General features: G+C 59.7%; 17 protein-coding genes. 9 read left to right on the forward strand and 8 right to left on the reverse strand.

What is annotated here, in order from left to right:
* Positions 1-37: 37 nt before the first annotated feature.
* The 3 genes from HX811_RS00005 to HX811_RS00015 form a co-directional block, all read right to left on the reverse strand.
* On the reverse strand, positions 38-334 hold the full coding sequence (locus tag HX811_RS00005; protein ID WP_003215840.1) for a chorismate mutase: 297 nt from the start codon (positions 332-334) through the stop codon (positions 38-40).
* A 149-nt stretch (positions 335-483) separates the two neighbouring features.
* Entirely contained in the window at positions 484-2,337 is a 1,854-nt protein-coding gene (locus HX811_RS00010; RefSeq protein WP_177020432.1) for a DUF4105 domain-containing protein, read from the reverse strand.
* 94 nt (positions 2,338-2,431) lie between these two features.
* Entirely contained in the window at positions 2,432-2,920 is a 489-nt protein-coding gene (locus tag HX811_RS00015) for a DUF3015 domain-containing protein (RefSeq protein ID WP_003215845.1), read from the reverse strand.
* A 267-nt stretch (positions 2,921-3,187) separates the two neighbouring features.
* Here HX811_RS00015 and HX811_RS00020 point away from each other — a divergent pair, with 267 nt between their 5' ends.
* Complete coding sequence (locus tag HX811_RS00020) at positions 3,188-5,626, forward strand: Lon protease family protein (protein WP_003215847.1); 2,439 nt, start codon at positions 3,188-3,190, stop codon at positions 5,624-5,626.
* Between the two features lie 200 nt (positions 5,627-5,826).
* Positions 5,827-6,153, forward strand: coding sequence for a hypothetical protein (locus HX811_RS00025; RefSeq protein ID WP_003215849.1), 327 nt, complete (start codon positions 5,827-5,829; stop codon positions 6,151-6,153).
* A 49-nt stretch (positions 6,154-6,202) separates the two neighbouring features.
* On the opposite strand, the gene HX811_RS00030 is transcribed toward HX811_RS00025, so the two are convergent.
* Positions 6,203-8,038, reverse strand: a complete 1,836-nt coding sequence (locus HX811_RS00030; protein WP_003215851.1) for a hypothetical protein — start codon at positions 8,036-8,038, stop codon at positions 6,203-6,205.
* A gap of 166 nt (positions 8,039-8,204) precedes the next feature.
* Between HX811_RS00030 and HX811_RS00035 the strand changes: the two genes are divergently transcribed.
* Entirely contained in the window at positions 8,205-8,693 is a 489-nt protein-coding gene (locus tag HX811_RS00035; protein ID WP_003215853.1) for a TIGR00645 family protein, read from the forward strand.
* Between the two features lie 113 nt (positions 8,694-8,806).
* Positions 8,807-9,424: an FKBP-type peptidyl-prolyl cis-trans isomerase gene (locus HX811_RS00040; RefSeq protein ID WP_003215854.1), complete on the forward strand. Its 618-nt coding sequence runs from the start codon at positions 8,807-8,809 to the stop codon at positions 9,422-9,424.
* Positions 9,425-9,478: 54 nt separating this feature from the next.
* Here HX811_RS00040 and HX811_RS00045 read toward each other — a convergent pair whose 3' ends face one another.
* From HX811_RS00045 to HX811_RS00055, 3 genes are all read right to left on the reverse strand, one after another.
* Positions 9,479-9,736 carry a hypothetical protein gene (locus tag HX811_RS00045; RefSeq protein WP_003215856.1) on the reverse strand — a complete coding sequence of 86 codons (258 nt, stop codon included), beginning with the start codon at positions 9,734-9,736 and terminating at the stop codon, positions 9,479-9,481.
* 197 nt (positions 9,737-9,933) lie between these two features.
* Complete coding sequence (locus tag HX811_RS00050; protein ID WP_003215858.1) at positions 9,934-10,275, reverse strand: zinc ribbon domain-containing protein YjdM; 342 nt, start codon at positions 10,273-10,275, stop codon at positions 9,934-9,936.
* 188 nt (positions 10,276-10,463) lie between these two features.
* Positions 10,464-11,432, reverse strand: coding sequence for a polyprenyl synthetase family protein (locus HX811_RS00055; protein WP_003215860.1), 969 nt, complete (start codon positions 11,430-11,432; stop codon positions 10,464-10,466).
* Positions 11,433-11,671: 239 nt separating this feature from the next.
* Here HX811_RS00055 and rplU point away from each other — a divergent pair, with 239 nt between their 5' ends.
* The 5 genes from rplU (at position 11,672) to HX811_RS00080 (ending at position 15,437) form a co-directional block, all read left to right on the forward strand.
* Positions 11,672-11,986: a 50S ribosomal protein L21 gene (gene rplU, locus HX811_RS00060; protein ID WP_003176051.1), complete on the forward strand. Its 315-nt coding sequence runs from the start codon at positions 11,672-11,674 to the stop codon at positions 11,984-11,986.
* Between the two features lie 34 nt (positions 11,987-12,020).
* Positions 12,021-12,296, forward strand: coding sequence for a 50S ribosomal protein L27 (gene rpmA, locus HX811_RS00065; protein WP_003215862.1), 276 nt, complete (start codon positions 12,021-12,023; stop codon positions 12,294-12,296).
* 193 nt (positions 12,297-12,489) lie between these two features.
* Positions 12,490-13,713, forward strand: a complete 1,224-nt coding sequence (cgtA, locus tag HX811_RS00070; RefSeq protein WP_003215864.1) for an Obg family GTPase CgtA — start codon at positions 12,490-12,492, stop codon at positions 13,711-13,713.
* Positions 13,714-13,836: 123 nt separating this feature from the next.
* A complete protein-coding gene (proB, locus tag HX811_RS00075; protein WP_003215866.1) occupies positions 13,837-14,955 on the forward strand; it encodes a glutamate 5-kinase in 1,119 nt (372 codons plus the stop codon).
* A 17-nt stretch (positions 14,956-14,972) separates the two neighbouring features.
* The gene (locus tag HX811_RS00080) at positions 14,973-15,437 is read left to right on the forward strand and encodes a CreA family protein (RefSeq protein WP_008432835.1); all 465 of its coding nucleotides are present in this window, start codon (positions 14,973-14,975) and stop codon (positions 15,435-15,437) included.
* A 101-nt stretch (positions 15,438-15,538) separates the two neighbouring features.
* On the opposite strand, the gene rpsT is transcribed toward HX811_RS00080, so the two are convergent.
* Positions 15,539-15,817 carry a 30S ribosomal protein S20 gene (gene rpsT / locus HX811_RS00085; protein WP_003215870.1) on the reverse strand — a complete coding sequence of 93 codons (279 nt, stop codon included), beginning with the start codon at positions 15,815-15,817 and terminating at the stop codon, positions 15,539-15,541.
* Between the last annotated feature and the right edge of the window lie 95 nt (positions 15,818-15,912).

Here is a 15,912-nt window from a genome sequence, read left to right on the forward strand (position 1 = left end):
GGGTGGGGCCTCCCTCGCCACAAGGTTATTGTGTGGTTCAGTCTGGTGTCAGCGCGGCGTGCTCTGCGAGTTCTTGCTGGATGAACGCTGCAATCATCGCCCGGTAGACGTGCTCTGTGACGTCCGGATTGGCGCCAGCGGTATCAGCGAGATCGCGAACCTTGGCAATTACCTGCTCAACCCGCTGCGGTGCCTTGACGCCATCGCTGTCTTTTTTGAACCGCGCAGCCTGGGAAACAAAGCCGCCCCGTTCGGCCAATAGTGCGACGATCTGGCGATCAAGACGGTCGATGTTTTCTCGGACTTGTTCAAGGCTGGTGCAATTAACGGCCATGTGGGTTGAAGCTCCTTTTAGTGATCGTTCCCACGCTCTGCGTGGGAATGCCGCTATGGACGCTCTGCGTCCGCTTTTAAAGGTCGTGACGCGGAGCGTCACAGGATGCATTCCCACGCGGAGCGTGGGAACGATCTACGGCTCGGTGATTAATAGTGGTACCACTTCACCTCTAGCATCACCTCATTCACCGGTGTCGCGAGGTGGCTGTATTCCCGCTGCGCACTCAGTCTCAGCCCCAGGTTGCGCGACAATTCCCACTGTTGATTCAGGCTGATACTGCGCCGCACCTCGCCATTGGTGAAGAAGTCACCCTTGGCTTCCAGGCTCAGGTTGCCCAGCGGGTTGCGCCACAACACACCTGTATTGAACCCGGCAGCCGGGGAGATGGCTTCACCGAAGTCGCTGTTGTGCTCCACGCGCACGGTGCCGAGGGCGAAGCCAAGCATGTCGTCGCGCAGTTGCCAGGTGCCGCCCGCGCCACCGTTGACGTGGCTGACGAGTGTCTCGTCGTCATGCTTGCCCGGTACGCGCTCCAGGCCGCCGGTGACTTGCCACGACCACGGCTGCAGCAGCTCGTTGCGTGGGGTCAGTGAGCGGATGGTTGCCAGATCCAGTTGCTGCAATTGCCAGTGGTTGCCTTCGTACTGGCGCAGTTTCATTTGCAGGATTTCAATCTGTGCGCCCAAGGGGAAGCCTTCGGCGTTATCGTTCAGGTCGTGGTAGGCCATGCGCAGGCCGTATTCGCCGAAGGCCTTGTCGCCCCGGGTGCCGATGCCGGCTTGCCAGGTGCGGGATTCGTGGCCGTCTTCGGGCAGGCCGGGGCGTTCGATCTTCAGGTCCGGCGCCGGGTTCTGGTTGATCGCCCGCAGCAGTTCGAAGCTGCGCTGGGAGCGTTCGGTGTCGCGCTCCAGGCCGTTGGCGCGGTAGCGGCCAAGGCGGTAGGCGGCGTCGATGATCAGGGCCTGGCGGTCTTTGGCGATAGCCTTGAAGGCCGGGTCCTGCAGTTGTTTCTGGTCGTCGCTGATCTTCAGCACCCATTGCTGCTCGTCGCTGTCCAGCGGCTTGGCGCGTTCCAGCAGCTCCCGTTCACGGGAAGGGCGGTAATCGATTTTCTCCACCAGGCCGGCTTCTTTCACGGCTTTTACCGTGTCGGTAGGGATGGCGGTCAGCGGGAATTGTTCGGTCAACCGCAGGCTTGGGCGGGCCACTTGCAGCAGTTCCAGCAGGCGATAGGAGCAGTTTTCGTCGAAGAAGAAATAGTCGAACTGGATCTGCTTGAGTTCCCACACGTGCTCGACCATGCGCTCGGTCTCGACCTGGGTCAGGTTCAGGCGGTATTCCCACAGGTCGCGGTTCTCCAGGCTACGGTATTCCGAGAGTTTTTCCTGGTAGGGCACCAGCGCGAACAGGCCCGGGTAGCCGCCCATCAGGCCCTTCCAGGCGTAGAGGATGCTGTTGTCCGAGCCTTCGATATAGGCGCCAAAGTTGATCGCGTAGCTGAGCAGGGCGGTGTTGTTGCTCTGCACGTCAGCCTGGTCGATGCGCAGCAGGGTATGGCCGAACATCGATGACGGGCTGTTGAGGTAGGCCGCCGGGAAGATCATCACCGCGCTGTGGGGGGCGACGTCCTTGAACCATTGCTTGAACTCCTTGCAGTCCAGCGTCGGCAAGTCCGTCAGGTGCAACTGGTCCTTGAGCCAGCGTGTACGTGCCGGGTAAACGCATTGGGCGTGCTTTTCGCCGAGGCTGGCCGGGGCATACAGCGCCTCGACAGTGGCCTTCAGCTCCTGGTCCGGATGGTGGGCGCCATCGGGAGCGAGGAAGAATTTCTTGTCGCTGACATAGCTGCGCCAGCCTTTGAACTTGCCGGATTCGTAGTGCCCCAGCGAAAGCCAGAACGGGTCGTTGGCCAGTTGCTGCAAACGTTGATCATCAAGGTGCGGCGCCGCATACAGCGGGGCGCAGGCGAAGAGTGCCAGGTAGGCAAGGCGTTTGAGCATGTGGGCAACTTAAGTCGAGATAAAAAGACCCAAAGGGGAGGCAGGTCCAAAAATAATAAAAACCCGTGCCTCGAAAGGCACGGGCGGGTCGAGCTTAAGCCTGGGTAGCGTATTTCGCCAGACGGGTGTCGCTTTTCAGTACAGCCAGGGTGTTGTTGTGCACGTCATCAGCGGTTACGTCAGCCTTGCTGAAGATTTGCTGGAAGTGCTCGTGAGTCACAGCGGCAAAGTGCTCGCGGTCTTCAGGAGCAACGCCCAGTACTACAGCGTAGGTAGTCAGCGCTTCGCCGTTACCCTTGGCCATGTCTTCGGACAGCTCGTTCATCATGCCATTCATGGCAATCCACGATTTGCCACCGTAGGTCAGTGCGCTGTTGGTGCTGCAGCCGTTGGTGCCCGAGGTCATGCCGAACGTGGCGTTACCCGAGGTACCGTTGGTGGTGGAGGCCAGGAAGTGAGCCGGAGTGCCGCGTTGGCCTTCGAACAACATGTTGCCCCAACCGCAGTTCGGGCCACCTGGCGCTTCTGCCATTGCATTGAGGGAGACGACGGTGAAGAGAGTACCGAGAAGGATCCGTTTCATAGCTTTGTTCTCTTTGTGTGCAAACCAATGGACAAGGGTTCAGGTGCCTGACAGCACCCTAGGGGTCGGTTATTAGTCCAACCCGCAGCAGGTTGGAGTTTAGGCATGATCCAAGGGTTCCGTGACTTTTTATGAAACAAGCCGGAAACACTCGGTTTTTTTACAGCCCCGAACACGGGTCTATGCTTTCCCCAAGCCGTCCTTGCCAGCCGGCCCAACCCGGCGCCAGAATGCCGTCATCTGCCCCGCCTGATGTAAGGAAGCCCGATGCCTGATCCTGTTGCTGCCAGCTTGCGTCTAGCGCCCGAAGCGCTGACTCGTCCTTTTTCCGCTGAACAGTTCAGCTTCTCGACCACCAATGATTTGGAGCCCTTTCGCGGTGTGCTTGGCCAGGAACGTGCGGTCGAAGCCTTGCAGTTTGGTGTGGCCATGCCACGCCCCGGTTACAACGTATTTGTGATGGGCGAGCCCGGTACCGGGCGCTTTTCGTTCGTCAAACGCTACCTCAAGGCCGAAGGCAAGCGCCTGCAGACCCCGGCCGACTGGGTCTACGTCAATAATTTCGATGAGCCTCGCGAACCCCGCGCGCTGGAACTGCCTGCGGGCGGTGCTGCCGCGTTCATCTCCGATATCAACGGCCTGATCGACAACCTGGTCGCGACCTTCCCGGCGGTGTTTGAACACCCGACGTATCAACAGCGCAAAAGCGCCATCGACCGTGCCTTCAACCAGCGTTACGACCGTGCCCTGGACGTCATCGAGCGCCTGGCCCTGGAAAAAGACGTGGCGCTGTACCGTGACAGCACCAACATTGCGTTTACCCCGATGCTCGACGGCAAGGCCCTGGACGAGGCCGAGTTCTCGCAGTTGCCCGAAGCCGACCGCGAGCGTTTCCACACCGATATTTCCGAACTGGAAGAACGCCTCAACGAAGAACTCGCCAGCCTGCCCCAGTGGAAGCGCGAGTCCAATAACCAGATGCGTCAGTTCAACGAAGAAACCATCACGCTGGCCTTGCAGCCACTGCTGGCGCCGTTGTCCGAAAAATATGCGGAGAACGCGGCCGTCTGCGGCTACTTGCAGGCGATGCAGGTCTACCTGCTGAAAACCGTGGTCGAGCAGTTGGTGGACGACGCGAAAACCGACGCCCAGGCCCGCAAGTTGCTGGAAGAACAGTACTGCCCGAGCCTGGTGGTGGGGCATCCGATCAACGGTGGCGCGCCGGTGGTCTTCGAGCCGCATCCGACCTACGACAACCTGTTCGGCCGTATTGAATACAGCACCGACCAGGGCGCGCTCTACACCACCTATCGCCAATTGCGCCCGGGTGCGCTGCACCGTGCCAACGGTGGTTTCCTGATCCTTGAAGCCGAAAAGATGCTCAGCGAGCCGTTTGTATGGGACGCCCTCAAGCGTGCCTTGCAATCGCGCAAGCTGAAGATGGAATCACCGCTGGGCGAACTGGGCCGCCTGGCCACGGTGACCCTCAACCCGCAAGTGATCCCGTTGCAGCTCAAGGTGATCATCATCGGCTCCCGCCAGTTGTACTACGCGTTGCAGGACGCGGATCCGGACTTCCAGGAGATGTTCCGGGTACTGGTGGATTTTGACGAAGACATCCCGATGGTGGATGAAAGCCTGGAGCAGTTCGCCCAGTTGCTGAAAACCCGCACCTCGGAAGAAGGCATGGCGCCGTTGACCTCCGATGCGGTGGCGCGGCTGGCGACCTACAGCGCGCGGTTGGCGGAGAACCAGGGCCGCTTGTCGGCGCGTATCGGTGATTTGTTCCAGCTGGTCAGCGAGGCGGACTTCATTCGTCACCTGGCCGGTGATGAGCGCACCGACTCCGGGCACATCGAGCGCGCACTCAAGGCCAAGGCCACGCGTACCGGGCGGGTGTCGGCGCGGATTCTCGACGACATGCTCGCCGGGGTGATCCTGATCGACACCGCCGGCGCGGCGGTGGGCAAGTGCAACGGGCTGACGGTGCTGGAGGTGGGTGACTCCGCGTTCGGTGTGCCGGCGCGGATTTCTGCCACGGTGTACCCGGGCGGCAGCGGCATCGTCGATATCGAGCGTGAAGTTAACCTCGGCCAGCCGATTCACTCCAAGGGCGTGATGATCCTCACCGGTTACCTGGGCAGCCGTTATGCCCAGGAATTCCCGTTGGCGATCTCGGCGAGTATCGCCCTGGAGCAGTCCTACGGCTATGTTGACGGCGACAGCGCGTCCCTGGGCGAGGCCTGCACCTTGATCTCGGCCCTGTCGAAGACGCCGCTCAAGCAGTGCTTTGCCATCACCGGCTCGATCAACCAGTTTGGTGAGGTGCAGGCGGTCGGCGGGGTCAACGAGAAGATCGAAGGGTTCTTCCGTCTTTGCGAGGCCCGCGGGCTGACCGGCGAGCAGGGGGCGATCATTCCCCAGGCCAACGTCGCGACACTGATGCTCGATGAGAAGGTGTTGCAGGCCGTGCGGCAGGGGCAATTCCACGTCTATGCGGTGCGTCAGGCCGACGAGGCCTTGAGCCTGCTGGTGGGTGAGCCTGCGGGTTCGCCCGACGAGGAGGGGCAGTTCCCCGAAGGCAGCGTCAATGCGCGGGTGGTGGAGCGTCTGCGGGCGATCGCCGAGATGATCAGCGAAGATGACCTGAAGGAAGCCGAGAAGGAGTTGGCGCAGGAAGCTCTGGCTGAGACCAAGCCGGTGTAATCAATGCCGAAGGGGCCTGGTTCCAGGTCCCTTCGGCATATTTTTGACGCCGTCGTGACGGCAGTCGTCCGTTGGTCCCCCAGCCTTGGTTTGTACCGGGTTTCTTCTATTCTCAGCTCAAGGGATAGCCACAGGAGTCGCTGGATAGAAACAGTCTTGCCCTGCGAGGCTGAATACCGGATCTACCGAGGGTCGCCGCCATGTCGCGCAACCTCTGCCTCACCCGCCAGTGCCTGGGCCTGGTCACCCGTATCGAATGTTCCATTCGCCCTCTCGCGGGGGATACCGGGATGTGGACCTTGTTGTTTGCCGCCGGAATGACCGGCGAACAACCCTCCACCATCAAGTCCCAAGGCCCGTTCCACGGACCTTTCGTGGCACAAACCATCCTCGATTCGATTGTTGAAAGCCTGACCCTGCACGGGTACGAGCTGGCTGACGACCCGCAGATCTGGTGCCTGCACCTGCAGGCGCACTTGCGACAACTCAATGGTGGGCGGCAGACGGTGCTAAGCGATATCCGCTGACCGCACTCCCCGTAGCAGCTGGCGCTCGACAGCTGCTACGGGGGAGGGGCTATGGCTTGGGGGCAGGGGCCGCCTCGGGTTTGTCCAGCTTCACCTCAAACCCATACTGCACCGTGTCCAGGCCGGTGCGCTGGTAGGTTTCCAATGTCGTCGGCTGGCCGTAGAAGTAATGCACGTCGAACAGCGCCGTGCCGTATTCCTCGGCGCGGTGGCTGACGCCGAGAATTTCCTTCAGGTAGTTGCCGCTGGCGTCCTTGGCATAGAACCGCCAGCTGTCAGAGGGGAACAGCTTCTGGTCGACAATCAGCGCGTTGTCCTTCAGCTCCAGGCCCTTGGGCAGTTGCCCGGCAGTGAGGCTGCCTTTCTCGATGGTCGCCAGGAACAGCGGCATCGATCCGACGGCAAACCCCGGGTTTTCAGGAAACAGGTTCAAGTCATAGGTGATGGTGCCGCGCCCCGGGTCGACCTCGTAGGCTTCGGCGGGCAGTTCGATCGGCTCGCCAAGCTTGCCTTCGTCGTTGGCGGTGAGGAACGTCACCGGGGCATCGCCGCCGCCGCGGTCCTCGCCCAGCAGGTCGTCGTTGAAGGTGTAGGGGTGATCGAACTCAACGTGCGCCGCACTGGCGTCATCCACCGACTGGTTGATGGTGACGCTTTTCTTCAGTTGGTCTTCGGACAGGGTGGCGTCCTTGAGCCAATCCGCAGCCTGGTCGTCATACACCGTGACGGGCATCGGCAACGGCTGTACGGTTTTTTCCAGGCTGTTCTTGTCGAAGCGCCGTACGGGCAGGTCCAGGTCCTTGCGGGTCACCGTGGCCTGGGAAAAGTCGAGCACGCTGACTTGCACATTGTCGATCAGGCCATTGAAGTACACCTTGGTGTAATGGCTATTCTGCTTGAGCTCGAAGGCTTTCTGCTCGTCTTCCAGCTGTTTCTCGAAGGCGTCGGACCAGGCCTTCTGCTTCTGCATTTCGGCCAGTTGCTTCTCGTAGAACGCCAGTTGCGCGGCGTTTTCGTTGATCGAGCCCGAGCGCGAGAGAAATTGCCCGGTGGTGTCACGAGCCTGCACCAGCAACGGGTTCGGCGATTCGTCCGCGACTTCCGGCGCCAGCGGGGCGCTGTTGGTCAGTTCGATCTCGGCGTAGTTCTTTTCCAGGGCCAGCAGGGTGACGGTGACGTTTTCTTCGGTGCGCTTGCGGCCCACGTCCTTTTTCGACAAGTCGAAGGTGAAGACTTTACGCGGGGCAATCACTTCCACCTTGCCCTTGAGGGTGACGGGCTGCGGCTGGCTTTTGTTCTCCGTCTCGACGCCTTCGACGAACGGGTAGGTCACCGTCAGGTCATCGGGGTTGGTCAGGTTGGAACTGGTGGGGCTCAACTGGATGCCCGGGTCGGTTTCCGACCATTCCGGCTGGAACGGGATGACCTTGTTGTTACTCAGGGTCACCGACTGCCATTCCAGGCCGTGAGGGAAGGGGAACTGGTCGGGCATGTTGAAGTTGAACGGGAAGATCGGCTGCAGGTCCGTCAGGTAGTCCGAATGGGACGCCTTGCGCAGGACAAACAGGCCATTGATGTAGGTATCGACCAGGGCCTGCGGCGTAGGGTAATGCTTGAGCAGCGCCAGGGCGTCTTCGCTGTACTCGGCCTCGATGGGCTTGGTGGCGAGCTTGGCCCGTGCCCGTTCCAGCAACAGCAGCGAGCCTCCAAGCTCGGACACGGCGTCCTTGAGCTTGGGGTCCTGGATGGCGTCCAGGGATTGTTCGAACTTGGCGGTTTTCTCTTCGAGACTGGCTTGCTTGTGTTCATCGCTTGGGGAACAACCGCTGCCCATCAGCAACGCCGCACACAGGCCAAGGCTGGCCAAAGGGGATCGCACATCCATTATCTGAGTTTTCCTGTCCGACATCATCGAGCCGAGTTGATGAGCTCGACACTAGCAGAAAAATTCCTTAACAGATGCCGTACAGATCAGTTTTCTCGACGGTTTCTGGGGTTTGGGTGCGGCTGGTATACTCGCCGCCATTTTTAGCCAAGCTGTGTGAGATTCAATGGAACGCTTTATCGAAAATGCAATGTATGCCTCACGCTGGCTGTTGGCGCCGATCTATTTCGGGCTGTCCCTGGGGCTGCTGGCGCTGGGCCTGAAGTTCTTCCAGGAAGTGTTTCATGTGATTCCCATCGTGTTCACCATGAGCGAGTCGGATGTGATCCTGGTGCTGCTGTCGTTGATCGACATGGCCCTGGTGGGGGGCCTGCTGGTGATGGTGATGATCAGCGGCTACGAGAACTTCGTCTCCCAGCTGGACATCGACGAAAGCAAGGAGAAGCTCAACTGGCTGGGGACCATGGACTCCTCGTCGCTGAAGATGAAGGTCGCGGCGTCCATCGTGGCGATTTCGTCGATCCATCTGCTGCGGGTGTTCATGGACGCCAAGAACGTCGATCCCGAGCACCTGAAATGGTACGTGATCATTCACATGACCTTCGTGGTGTCGGCGTTTGCCATGGGCTACCTGGACAAGGTTACCAAGCATTAATCAGCCCCTGGCGCTCTCCTGCGCGGGGCTCATCAAGGGTGTGGCTTGTGTGCTAGTCTGCTCGCCCTTTTAGTTTGGACGGCACCTGTGTCGTCCTACAGCGGAGCCTTTCCATGTCCGAAGTTAATCTGTCCACCGACGAAACCCGCGTGAGCTACGGCATTGGCCGTCAGTTGGGCGACCAGCTGCGCGACAACCCGCCACCGGGCGTGAGCCTGGACGCGATCCTGGCTGGCCTGACCGACGCTTTTGCCGGCAAGCCTAGCCGTGTGGACCAGGAGCAAATGGCCGCCAGCTTCAAGGTCATCCGCGAAATCATGCAAGCCGAAGCCGCTGCAAAGGCTGAAGCTGCTGCTGGCGAAGGCCTGGCTTTCCTGGCTGAAAACGCCAAGCGTGACGGCATCACCACCCTGGCTTCCGGCCTGCAATTTGAAGTGCTGACTGCAGGTAGCGGCGCCAAGCCGACCCGCGAAGACCAGGTGCGTACTCACTACCACGGCACCCTGATCGACGGCACTGTGTTCGACAGCTCCTACGAGCGCGGCCAGCCTGCGGAATTCCCGGTTGGCGGCGTGATCGCCGGCTGGACCGAAGCCCTGCAACTGATGAATGCCGGCAGCAAATGGCGCCTGTACGTGCCGAGCGAACTGGCTTACGGCGCTCAAGGCGTTGGCAGCATCCCGCCGCACAGCGTTCTGGTGTTTGACGTCGAGCTGCTCGACGTTCTGTAAGACCTTACCTGCAGGAGCGAGCCTGCTCGCTCCTGCAGTGTTTTGCGCGGTTGCTCATGGATGAAACTTGCCATTGAGATCCGTCACCGGGCGCAACGCTCGGGCATAGCAGAACAGAAACAGATTTCTCACCACTTCCTTCAGCACCCCGGGCTCACTGGAACTCAGGCCATTGACGTCCAGGTCGCCCTGATCCTGCAGTTCGCTTAACGCCTCTTCTTCCAGCACCGCGCAGACTTCCCCGGTTTCCCGATGGAGGATTCGCAGGTAAGGGTGTGGACGGTCCAGCCAGGCATCGATCAAATAAGTCATGGGAAGTATCTCCTTGATGGGTTTCAATGAGAATAATTCTTATTCGTAGAATAGCAAGTCCCTATTGGCCATTTCCGGACTTTTCTGTGTGGATATTGTTTTTGATCAAAAGGCCTGGCCTTTTGCCGCCAGTGCGGAAGTGACGCGGGGAGGGTGAAGCGCCATCCCGTGCAGGGCGCGGGATGGAGGCAGCATATTCAGACCTTGCGGACGAACTCGGACTTGAGTTTCATCGGGCCGATACCGTCGATCTTGCAGTCGATATCGTGGTCGCCATCGCACAGGCGGATGTTCTTGACCTTGGTGCCGACCTTGACCACCAGGGACGTGCCCTTGACCTTGAGGTCCTTGATCACGGTGATGGTGTCACCGTCCTGCAGGACGTTGCCCACAGAGTCTTTCTTCACGGATTCATCGCTGGCCGCCTCGGCTTCGCCGCCGACGGCCCACTCATGGGCGCATTCCGGGCAAATCAGCTGGGCGCCATCTTCGTAGGTGTATTCGGAATTGCATTTCGGGCAGGGTGGCAACGTGCTCACTAAAGCTCCTTTGGTTTCAGGATGGCTAAAAAGCGCACATTGTATAGGGTTTTAGCCGGGCAGGGGGCAGCAACGCCAGAGAACGCTGCGGGAGCTGGCTTGCCTGCGATGCAGGCACCTCGGTTTGTCTGTTACACCGCGGTGATGCAATCGCAGGCAAGCCAGCTCCTACATGGAGCAGAGCAGAATCAGTGAGTACGGGCGACCGCGAACTCACTCAGCTCAACCAGGGCGTCCCGGTATTCGCTGGCTGGAAGGGCTTCCAGGCATTGGATCGCGCGAGCCACGTAGTCACGGGCCAGTTGCGCGGTGTATTCAAGGGAACCCGAGGCTTCCACGGCTTCGCGGATGCTTTCCAGGTCTTCGATCCCGCCTTTCTGGATCGCCTTGCGCACCAGGGCGGCCTGTTCCGGCGTGCCTTCGCGCATGGTGTAGATCAGTGGCAAGGTCGGCTTGCCCTCGGCCAGGTCGTCACCGACGTTCTTGCCCAGGGTTTCGGCGTCGCCGCGATAGTCCAGCAGGTCGTCCACGAGCTGGAAGGCCACGCCCAGGTGATCGCCGAACGTGCGCAGGGCTTCGCTCTGCTCGGGCGTCGCTTCGCACAGGGCGGCGGCGCTGTGGGTCGAGGCTTCGAAGAGCATCGCGGTTTTGCCGCGAATCACTTCCATGTAGGTTTCTTCGGTGGTGCTGGCGTCGCGAACCTTCGACAGCTGCAACACTTCGCCTTCGGCGATGATGCGCGTGGCCTGTGAAAGAATCTTCATCACCGGCATCGAGCCCAGCTCGACCATCATTTCGAACGAGCGCGAGTACAGGAAGTCGCCCACCAGCACGCTCGGCGCATTGCCCCACATCGCGTTGGCCGTCTCGCGACCACGGCGCATGCCGGACATGTCGACCACGTCGTCGTGCAGCAGGGTGGCGGTGTGCAGGAACTCGATGGTCGCGGCCAGCAGGCGCAGGTCATCGCCTTCGCGGCCCAGGGCCTTGCCACACAGCAACACTAATAAAGGACGCAGGCGTTTACCGCCGGCCGACGTAATGTAGTCGCCAATTTTGGAGACCAGCGGCACTTTAGAAGTCAGCTGCTTCTTGATGATGCCGTCGACGGCGCTAAAATCGTCCGCCACCGCGCGGTAGAAAGCTTGGGGTTGCATCAGCGACAGTCGCTCCAGAAGGGTTGCGCGGCATGCTAGGACCCACGTCCCGTAGTGTCAAGGCGCGATAGACGGCTACTTGCAACACCTCCATAGCTTGCGTACAATCGCGCACCCTGAACTTCCTGGGCAGCACCTGCCTTACGCAATTGCATTCGGGACGTCCATCCCATGCAGCCATGCCAGCCAATACCTCTTCTTATAAAGCGCTGGGTGAGCAGGATTATCGGAGAAATACCATGTCGTACGCAGTAATTGTTACTGGTGGCAAGCAATACAAGGTCGCCCCAGGTGAATACCTGAAGATCGAGAAGCTGGAAATCGCTACTGGCGAATCCGTTACTTTTGATCGCGTTCTGTTGGTCGCCAATGGCGATGACGTGAACATCGGCGCTCCAGTTGTTGCAGGCGCTACCGTTGTGGCTGAAGTGATCTCCCAAGGTCGTCACGATAAAGTCCGCATCATCAAGTTCCGTCGTCGTAAGCACCACATGAAGCGTATGGGCCACCGCCAGTGGTACACCGAGATCAAAATCACCGGTATTCAGGCTTAATTTCAGCCTAATTCCTCACTAGGAGAATTGACTCATGGCACACAAAAAAGCTGGTGGTAGTACCCGTAACGGTCGCGACTCAGAAGCCAAACGCCTTGGCGTGAAGATGTATGGCGGCCAGGTTATCATTCCGGGCAACATCATCGTGCGTCAGCGCGGCACCCAATTCCACGCCGGTTACGGTGTTGGCATGGGTAAAGATCACACTCTGTTCGCTAAAATCGACGGCGTGATCAAGTTTGAAGTAAAAGGCGCTTTCAACCGCCGTTACGTGAGCATTGTCCCGAAGACTGAAGTCGTCGCGGCATAATTACGTAGTTGCTGGAAAAGCCCTGTCTCGCGACGGGGCTTTTTCGTTTGTGGGGTGAGTCTCTTGCAAAGCTGTTTGTGATGGGCGAAAGCAGTGGATTTGCGGTCGTTGCTTGAGGTCGCTGCGCTCATTTTTGCAAGAGTCTTATGTCTTGGTTTCTTAAGCTCGTCCGTGTGGCGAGAGGCGTTTTGTTATGAAGTTTGTTGATGAAGTTTCGATCCGAGTAAAAGCTGGCGACGGCGGTAACGGTTGCATGAGTTTCCGTCGGGAAAAATTCATCGAAAACGGTGGTCCTAACGGCGGTGATGGCGGTGATGGCGGCTCGGTCTACATGATCGCCGACGAAAACCTCAACACCCTGGTGGACTACCGTTACACCCGGCACTTTGATGCCGAGCGTGGCTCCAACGGCGGCAGCACCGACTGCACCGGTAAAAAAGGCGAAGAACTGGTACTGCGGGTTCCGGTCGGCACCACCGTTATCGACTCCGCAACCCAGGAAGTCATTGGTGACCTGACCAAAGCCGGTCAGCGCCTGCTGGTGGCTCATGGCGGCTGGCACGGCCTGGGTAACACCCGTTTCAAGTCCAGTACCAACCGTGCGCCACGCCAGACCACGCCGGGCAAGCCAGGCGAGCAGCGTGACCTGAAGCTGGAAATGAAGGTGCTGGCTGATGTGGGCCTGCTGGGCTTGCCGAACGCCGGCAAAAGTACGTTCATTCGCTCGGTGTCTGCTGCCAAGCCGAAAGTCGCCGATTACCCGTTCACTACCCTGGTGCCGAACCTGGGTGTGGTCAGCGTCGACCGCTGGAAAAGCTTCGTGGTTGCGGACATTCCGGGCCTGATCGAAGGCGCTTCCGACGGCGCAGGCCTGGGGATCCGTTTCCTCAAGCACTTGTCCCGCACCCGTTTGCTGCTGCACCTCGTCGACATGGCGCCGCTGGATGACACCAGTGCACCGGACGCTGCTGAAGTGATTGTCAGCGAGCTGACCAAGTTCAGCCCGTCCCTGGCTGAGCGTGACCGCTGGTTGGTGCTGAACAAGTGCGACCAGATCCTCGAGGAAGAGCACGAAGAGCGCGTCAAGGAGATCGTTGATCGCCTGGAGTGGACCGGTCCGGTCTACGTGATCTCGGCCATTGCCAAAGAAGGCACTGAGCGCCTGACTCGCGACATCATGCGTTACCTCGAAGACCGTGCCGATCGCCTGGCCGCCGACCCTGTCTACAAGGCCGAGCTGGCTGAACTGGATCAGCGCATCGAAGACGAGGCTCGCGCCCAGTTGCAGGCGCTGGATGATCAGCGTGCCCTGCGTCGCAGTGGCGTCAAGTCGGTCCATGATATCGGTGACGATGATTGGGACGAGGAAGACGTGGATGATGAAGATGGTCCGGAAATCATTTACGTGCGCGACTGATTCGTTGCAGTAAACTTAAGCGCCGCTCAATCGAGCGGCGTTTTGGTATCTGGAAATCGGTAGTCACGAATAACGTTATGGGCGGCGCTGGGTCGCGCGGCCCTCTATCTAAGGTTGAAGATGATGCGGAGCAAGGTGACAGGTGCGCAGCGTTGGGTCGTTAAGATCGGTAGCGCGCTGCTGACGGCGGATGGCAAGGGGCTGGATCGTGCGGCCATGAGTGTCTGGGTGGACCAGATGGTGGCCTTGCATGAGGCCGGCGTCGAGTTGGTGTTGGTGTCGTCCGGGGCGGTTGCCGCCGGCATGAGCCGCCTCGGCTGGACCGCGCGACCCAGCGCGATGCATGAGCTGCAGGCTGCCGCCGCGATTGGTCAGATGGGCCTGGTACAGGCCTGGGAGTCCAGCTTTGCCGAGCACGGGCGCCACACGGCGCAGATTCTGCTGACCCATGACGACTTGTCCGACCGCAAGCGCTACCTGAATGCCCGCAGCACCCTGCGTGCCCTGGTTGAACTCAAGGTGATCCCGGTGATCAACGAGAATGACACCGTGGTGACCGACGAGATTCGCTTCGGTGACAACGACACCCTGGCAGCGCTGGTGGCCAACCTGGTTGAGGCTGATTTGCTGGTGATCCTCACGGATCGTGACGGCATGTTCGACGCTGACCCGCGCAATAACCCTGAGGCCCAGCTGATTTATGAGGCGCGTGCCGATGATCCGGCGCTGGATGCGGTGGCTGGCAGTGTCGGCGGTGCCCTGGGGCGTGGTGGCATGCAGACCAAGCTGCGTGCGGCACGGCTGGCTGCGCGTTCCGGCGCGCATACCATCATCGTTGGCGGTCGGATTGAGCGGGTGCTGGATCGTCTCAAGGCGGGCGAGCGCATCGGTACGCTGCTGTCGCCTGAGCGCGGCATGCTGGCGGCGCGCAAGCAGTGGCTGGCGGGGCATCTTCAGACGCGCGGTACCCTGGTGTTGGATGCTGGTGCGGTTTCAGCATTGTCCCAAGGCAACAAAAGCCTGCTGCCGGTGGGTGTGAAACTGGTCCAGGGCAGCTTCCGCCGTGGCGAAATGGTGGTGTGCGTGGCGCCGGACGGTCGTGAGATTGCCCGTGGCCTTGCCAACTACAGTGCCCTTGAGGCGCAGAAAATCATCGGGCAGTCGTCTGAGGCGATTGTCGGTCTGTTGGGTTACATGGCTGAGCCGGAGCTGGTTCACCGGGATAACCTGATTCTGGTTTAAGTAAAAAGGAAGTCTCGATGCGCGTAATGAAGGGATTGCTCGGTTTGCTGCTGGCGATGCCGTTGCTGGCGTCGGCCGAAGAGATTGGCCAGGTGTCGACGGTGTTCAAGTTTGTCGGCCCCAATGACCGGATCGTGGTCGAGGCCTTTGATGACCCGAAGGTGGATGGCGTGACCTGCTACCTGTCTCGCGCCAAGACGGGCGGGGTAAAGGGTGGGTTGGGTCTGGCGGAGGATCGCGCCGAGGCGTCGATTGCCTGTCGCCAGGTAGGTGCAATTCGCTTCAAGGGCGAGCTCAAGGATGGGGATGAGGTGTTCAAGGAGCGCACGTCCCTGGTCTTCAAGACCATGCAGGTGGTGCGTTTCCTCGACAAGAAGCGCAATACCCTGGTGTATCTGGTCTACAGTGACCGCTTGATCGAAGGCAGTCCGCAGAATGCGGTGACGGCGATTCCGATCCTGCCGTGGCCCACGGCGCAATAAATCTGAAGTAGAGCCGGCATGCTGGCTCTTTTTTTTGGCTTTCCCAAATCGCAGGCAATAAAAAACCGACCCTGGGGTCGGTTTTTTAACAAGCTTATCGCTTAGGCTGCAGCAGCAAGGTTCAGAGCCTTGATGTGGCCATTCAGACGACCTTTATGGCGAGCAGCTTTGTTCTTGTGGATGATGCCTTTATCGGCCATACGGTCGATAACTGGCACGGCCAGAACGTAAGCAGCTTGAGCTTTTTCAGCGTCTTTTGCGTCAATGGCTTTAACTACATTCTTGATGTAGGTACGAACCATGGAACGCAGGCTGGCGTTGTGGCTGCGACGCTTCTCAGCCTGTTTTGCACGTTTTTTGGCGGAAGGTGTGTTGGCCACCGTCGAGCTCCTCGAAAGACTTTTTAGGAAATAGCAAACAAAATAGGCCGCGAATCATGCCGATGAGTTGAAGTCTTGTCAAGGGCGTGTGATGC

Origin of the sequence: Pseudomonas sp. F8002, assembly GCF_013385495.1 — a bacterium.
Classification (GTDB): Bacteria; Pseudomonadota; Gammaproteobacteria; order Pseudomonadales; family Pseudomonadaceae; genus Aquipseudomonas.

Excerpts from the sequence above, each read along its gene's own strand:
- HX811_RS00005 (WP_003215840.1), bottom strand. The coding sequence starts at position 334 with ATGGCCGTTAATTGCACCAGCCTTGAACAAGTCCGAGAAAACATCGAC.
- HX811_RS00010 (WP_177020432.1), bottom strand. The coding sequence starts at position 2,337 with ATGCTCAAACGCCTTGCCTACCTGGCACTCTTCGCCTGCGCCCCGCTG.
- HX811_RS00015 (WP_003215845.1), bottom strand. The coding sequence starts at position 2,920 with ATGAAACGGATCCTTCTCGGTACTCTCTTCACCGTCGTCTCCCTCAAT.
- HX811_RS00020 (WP_003215847.1), top strand. The coding sequence starts at position 3,188 with ATGCCTGATCCTGTTGCTGCCAGCTTGCGTCTAGCGCCCGAAGCGCTG.
- HX811_RS00025 (WP_003215849.1), top strand. The coding sequence starts at position 5,827 with ATGTCGCGCAACCTCTGCCTCACCCGCCAGTGCCTGGGCCTGGTCACC.
- HX811_RS00030 (WP_003215851.1), bottom strand. The coding sequence starts at position 8,038 with ATGGATGTGCGATCCCCTTTGGCCAGCCTTGGCCTGTGTGCGGCGTTG.
- HX811_RS00035 (WP_003215853.1), top strand. The coding sequence starts at position 8,205 with ATGGAACGCTTTATCGAAAATGCAATGTATGCCTCACGCTGGCTGTTG.
- HX811_RS00040 (WP_003215854.1), top strand. The coding sequence starts at position 8,807 with ATGTCCGAAGTTAATCTGTCCACCGACGAAACCCGCGTGAGCTACGGC.
- HX811_RS00045 (WP_003215856.1), bottom strand. The coding sequence starts at position 9,736 with ATGACTTATTTGATCGATGCCTGGCTGGACCGTCCACACCCTTACCTG.
- HX811_RS00055 (WP_003215860.1), bottom strand. The coding sequence starts at position 11,432 with ATGCAACCCCAAGCTTTCTACCGCGCGGTGGCGGACGATTTTAGCGCC.
- rplU (WP_003176051.1), top strand. The coding sequence starts at position 11,672 with ATGTCGTACGCAGTAATTGTTACTGGTGGCAAGCAATACAAGGTCGCC.
- rpmA (WP_003215862.1), top strand. The coding sequence starts at position 12,021 with ATGGCACACAAAAAAGCTGGTGGTAGTACCCGTAACGGTCGCGACTCA.
- cgtA (WP_003215864.1), top strand. The coding sequence starts at position 12,490 with ATGAAGTTTGTTGATGAAGTTTCGATCCGAGTAAAAGCTGGCGACGGC.
- proB (WP_003215866.1), top strand. The coding sequence starts at position 13,837 with ATGCGGAGCAAGGTGACAGGTGCGCAGCGTTGGGTCGTTAAGATCGGT.
- HX811_RS00080 (WP_008432835.1), top strand. The coding sequence starts at position 14,973 with ATGCGCGTAATGAAGGGATTGCTCGGTTTGCTGCTGGCGATGCCGTTG.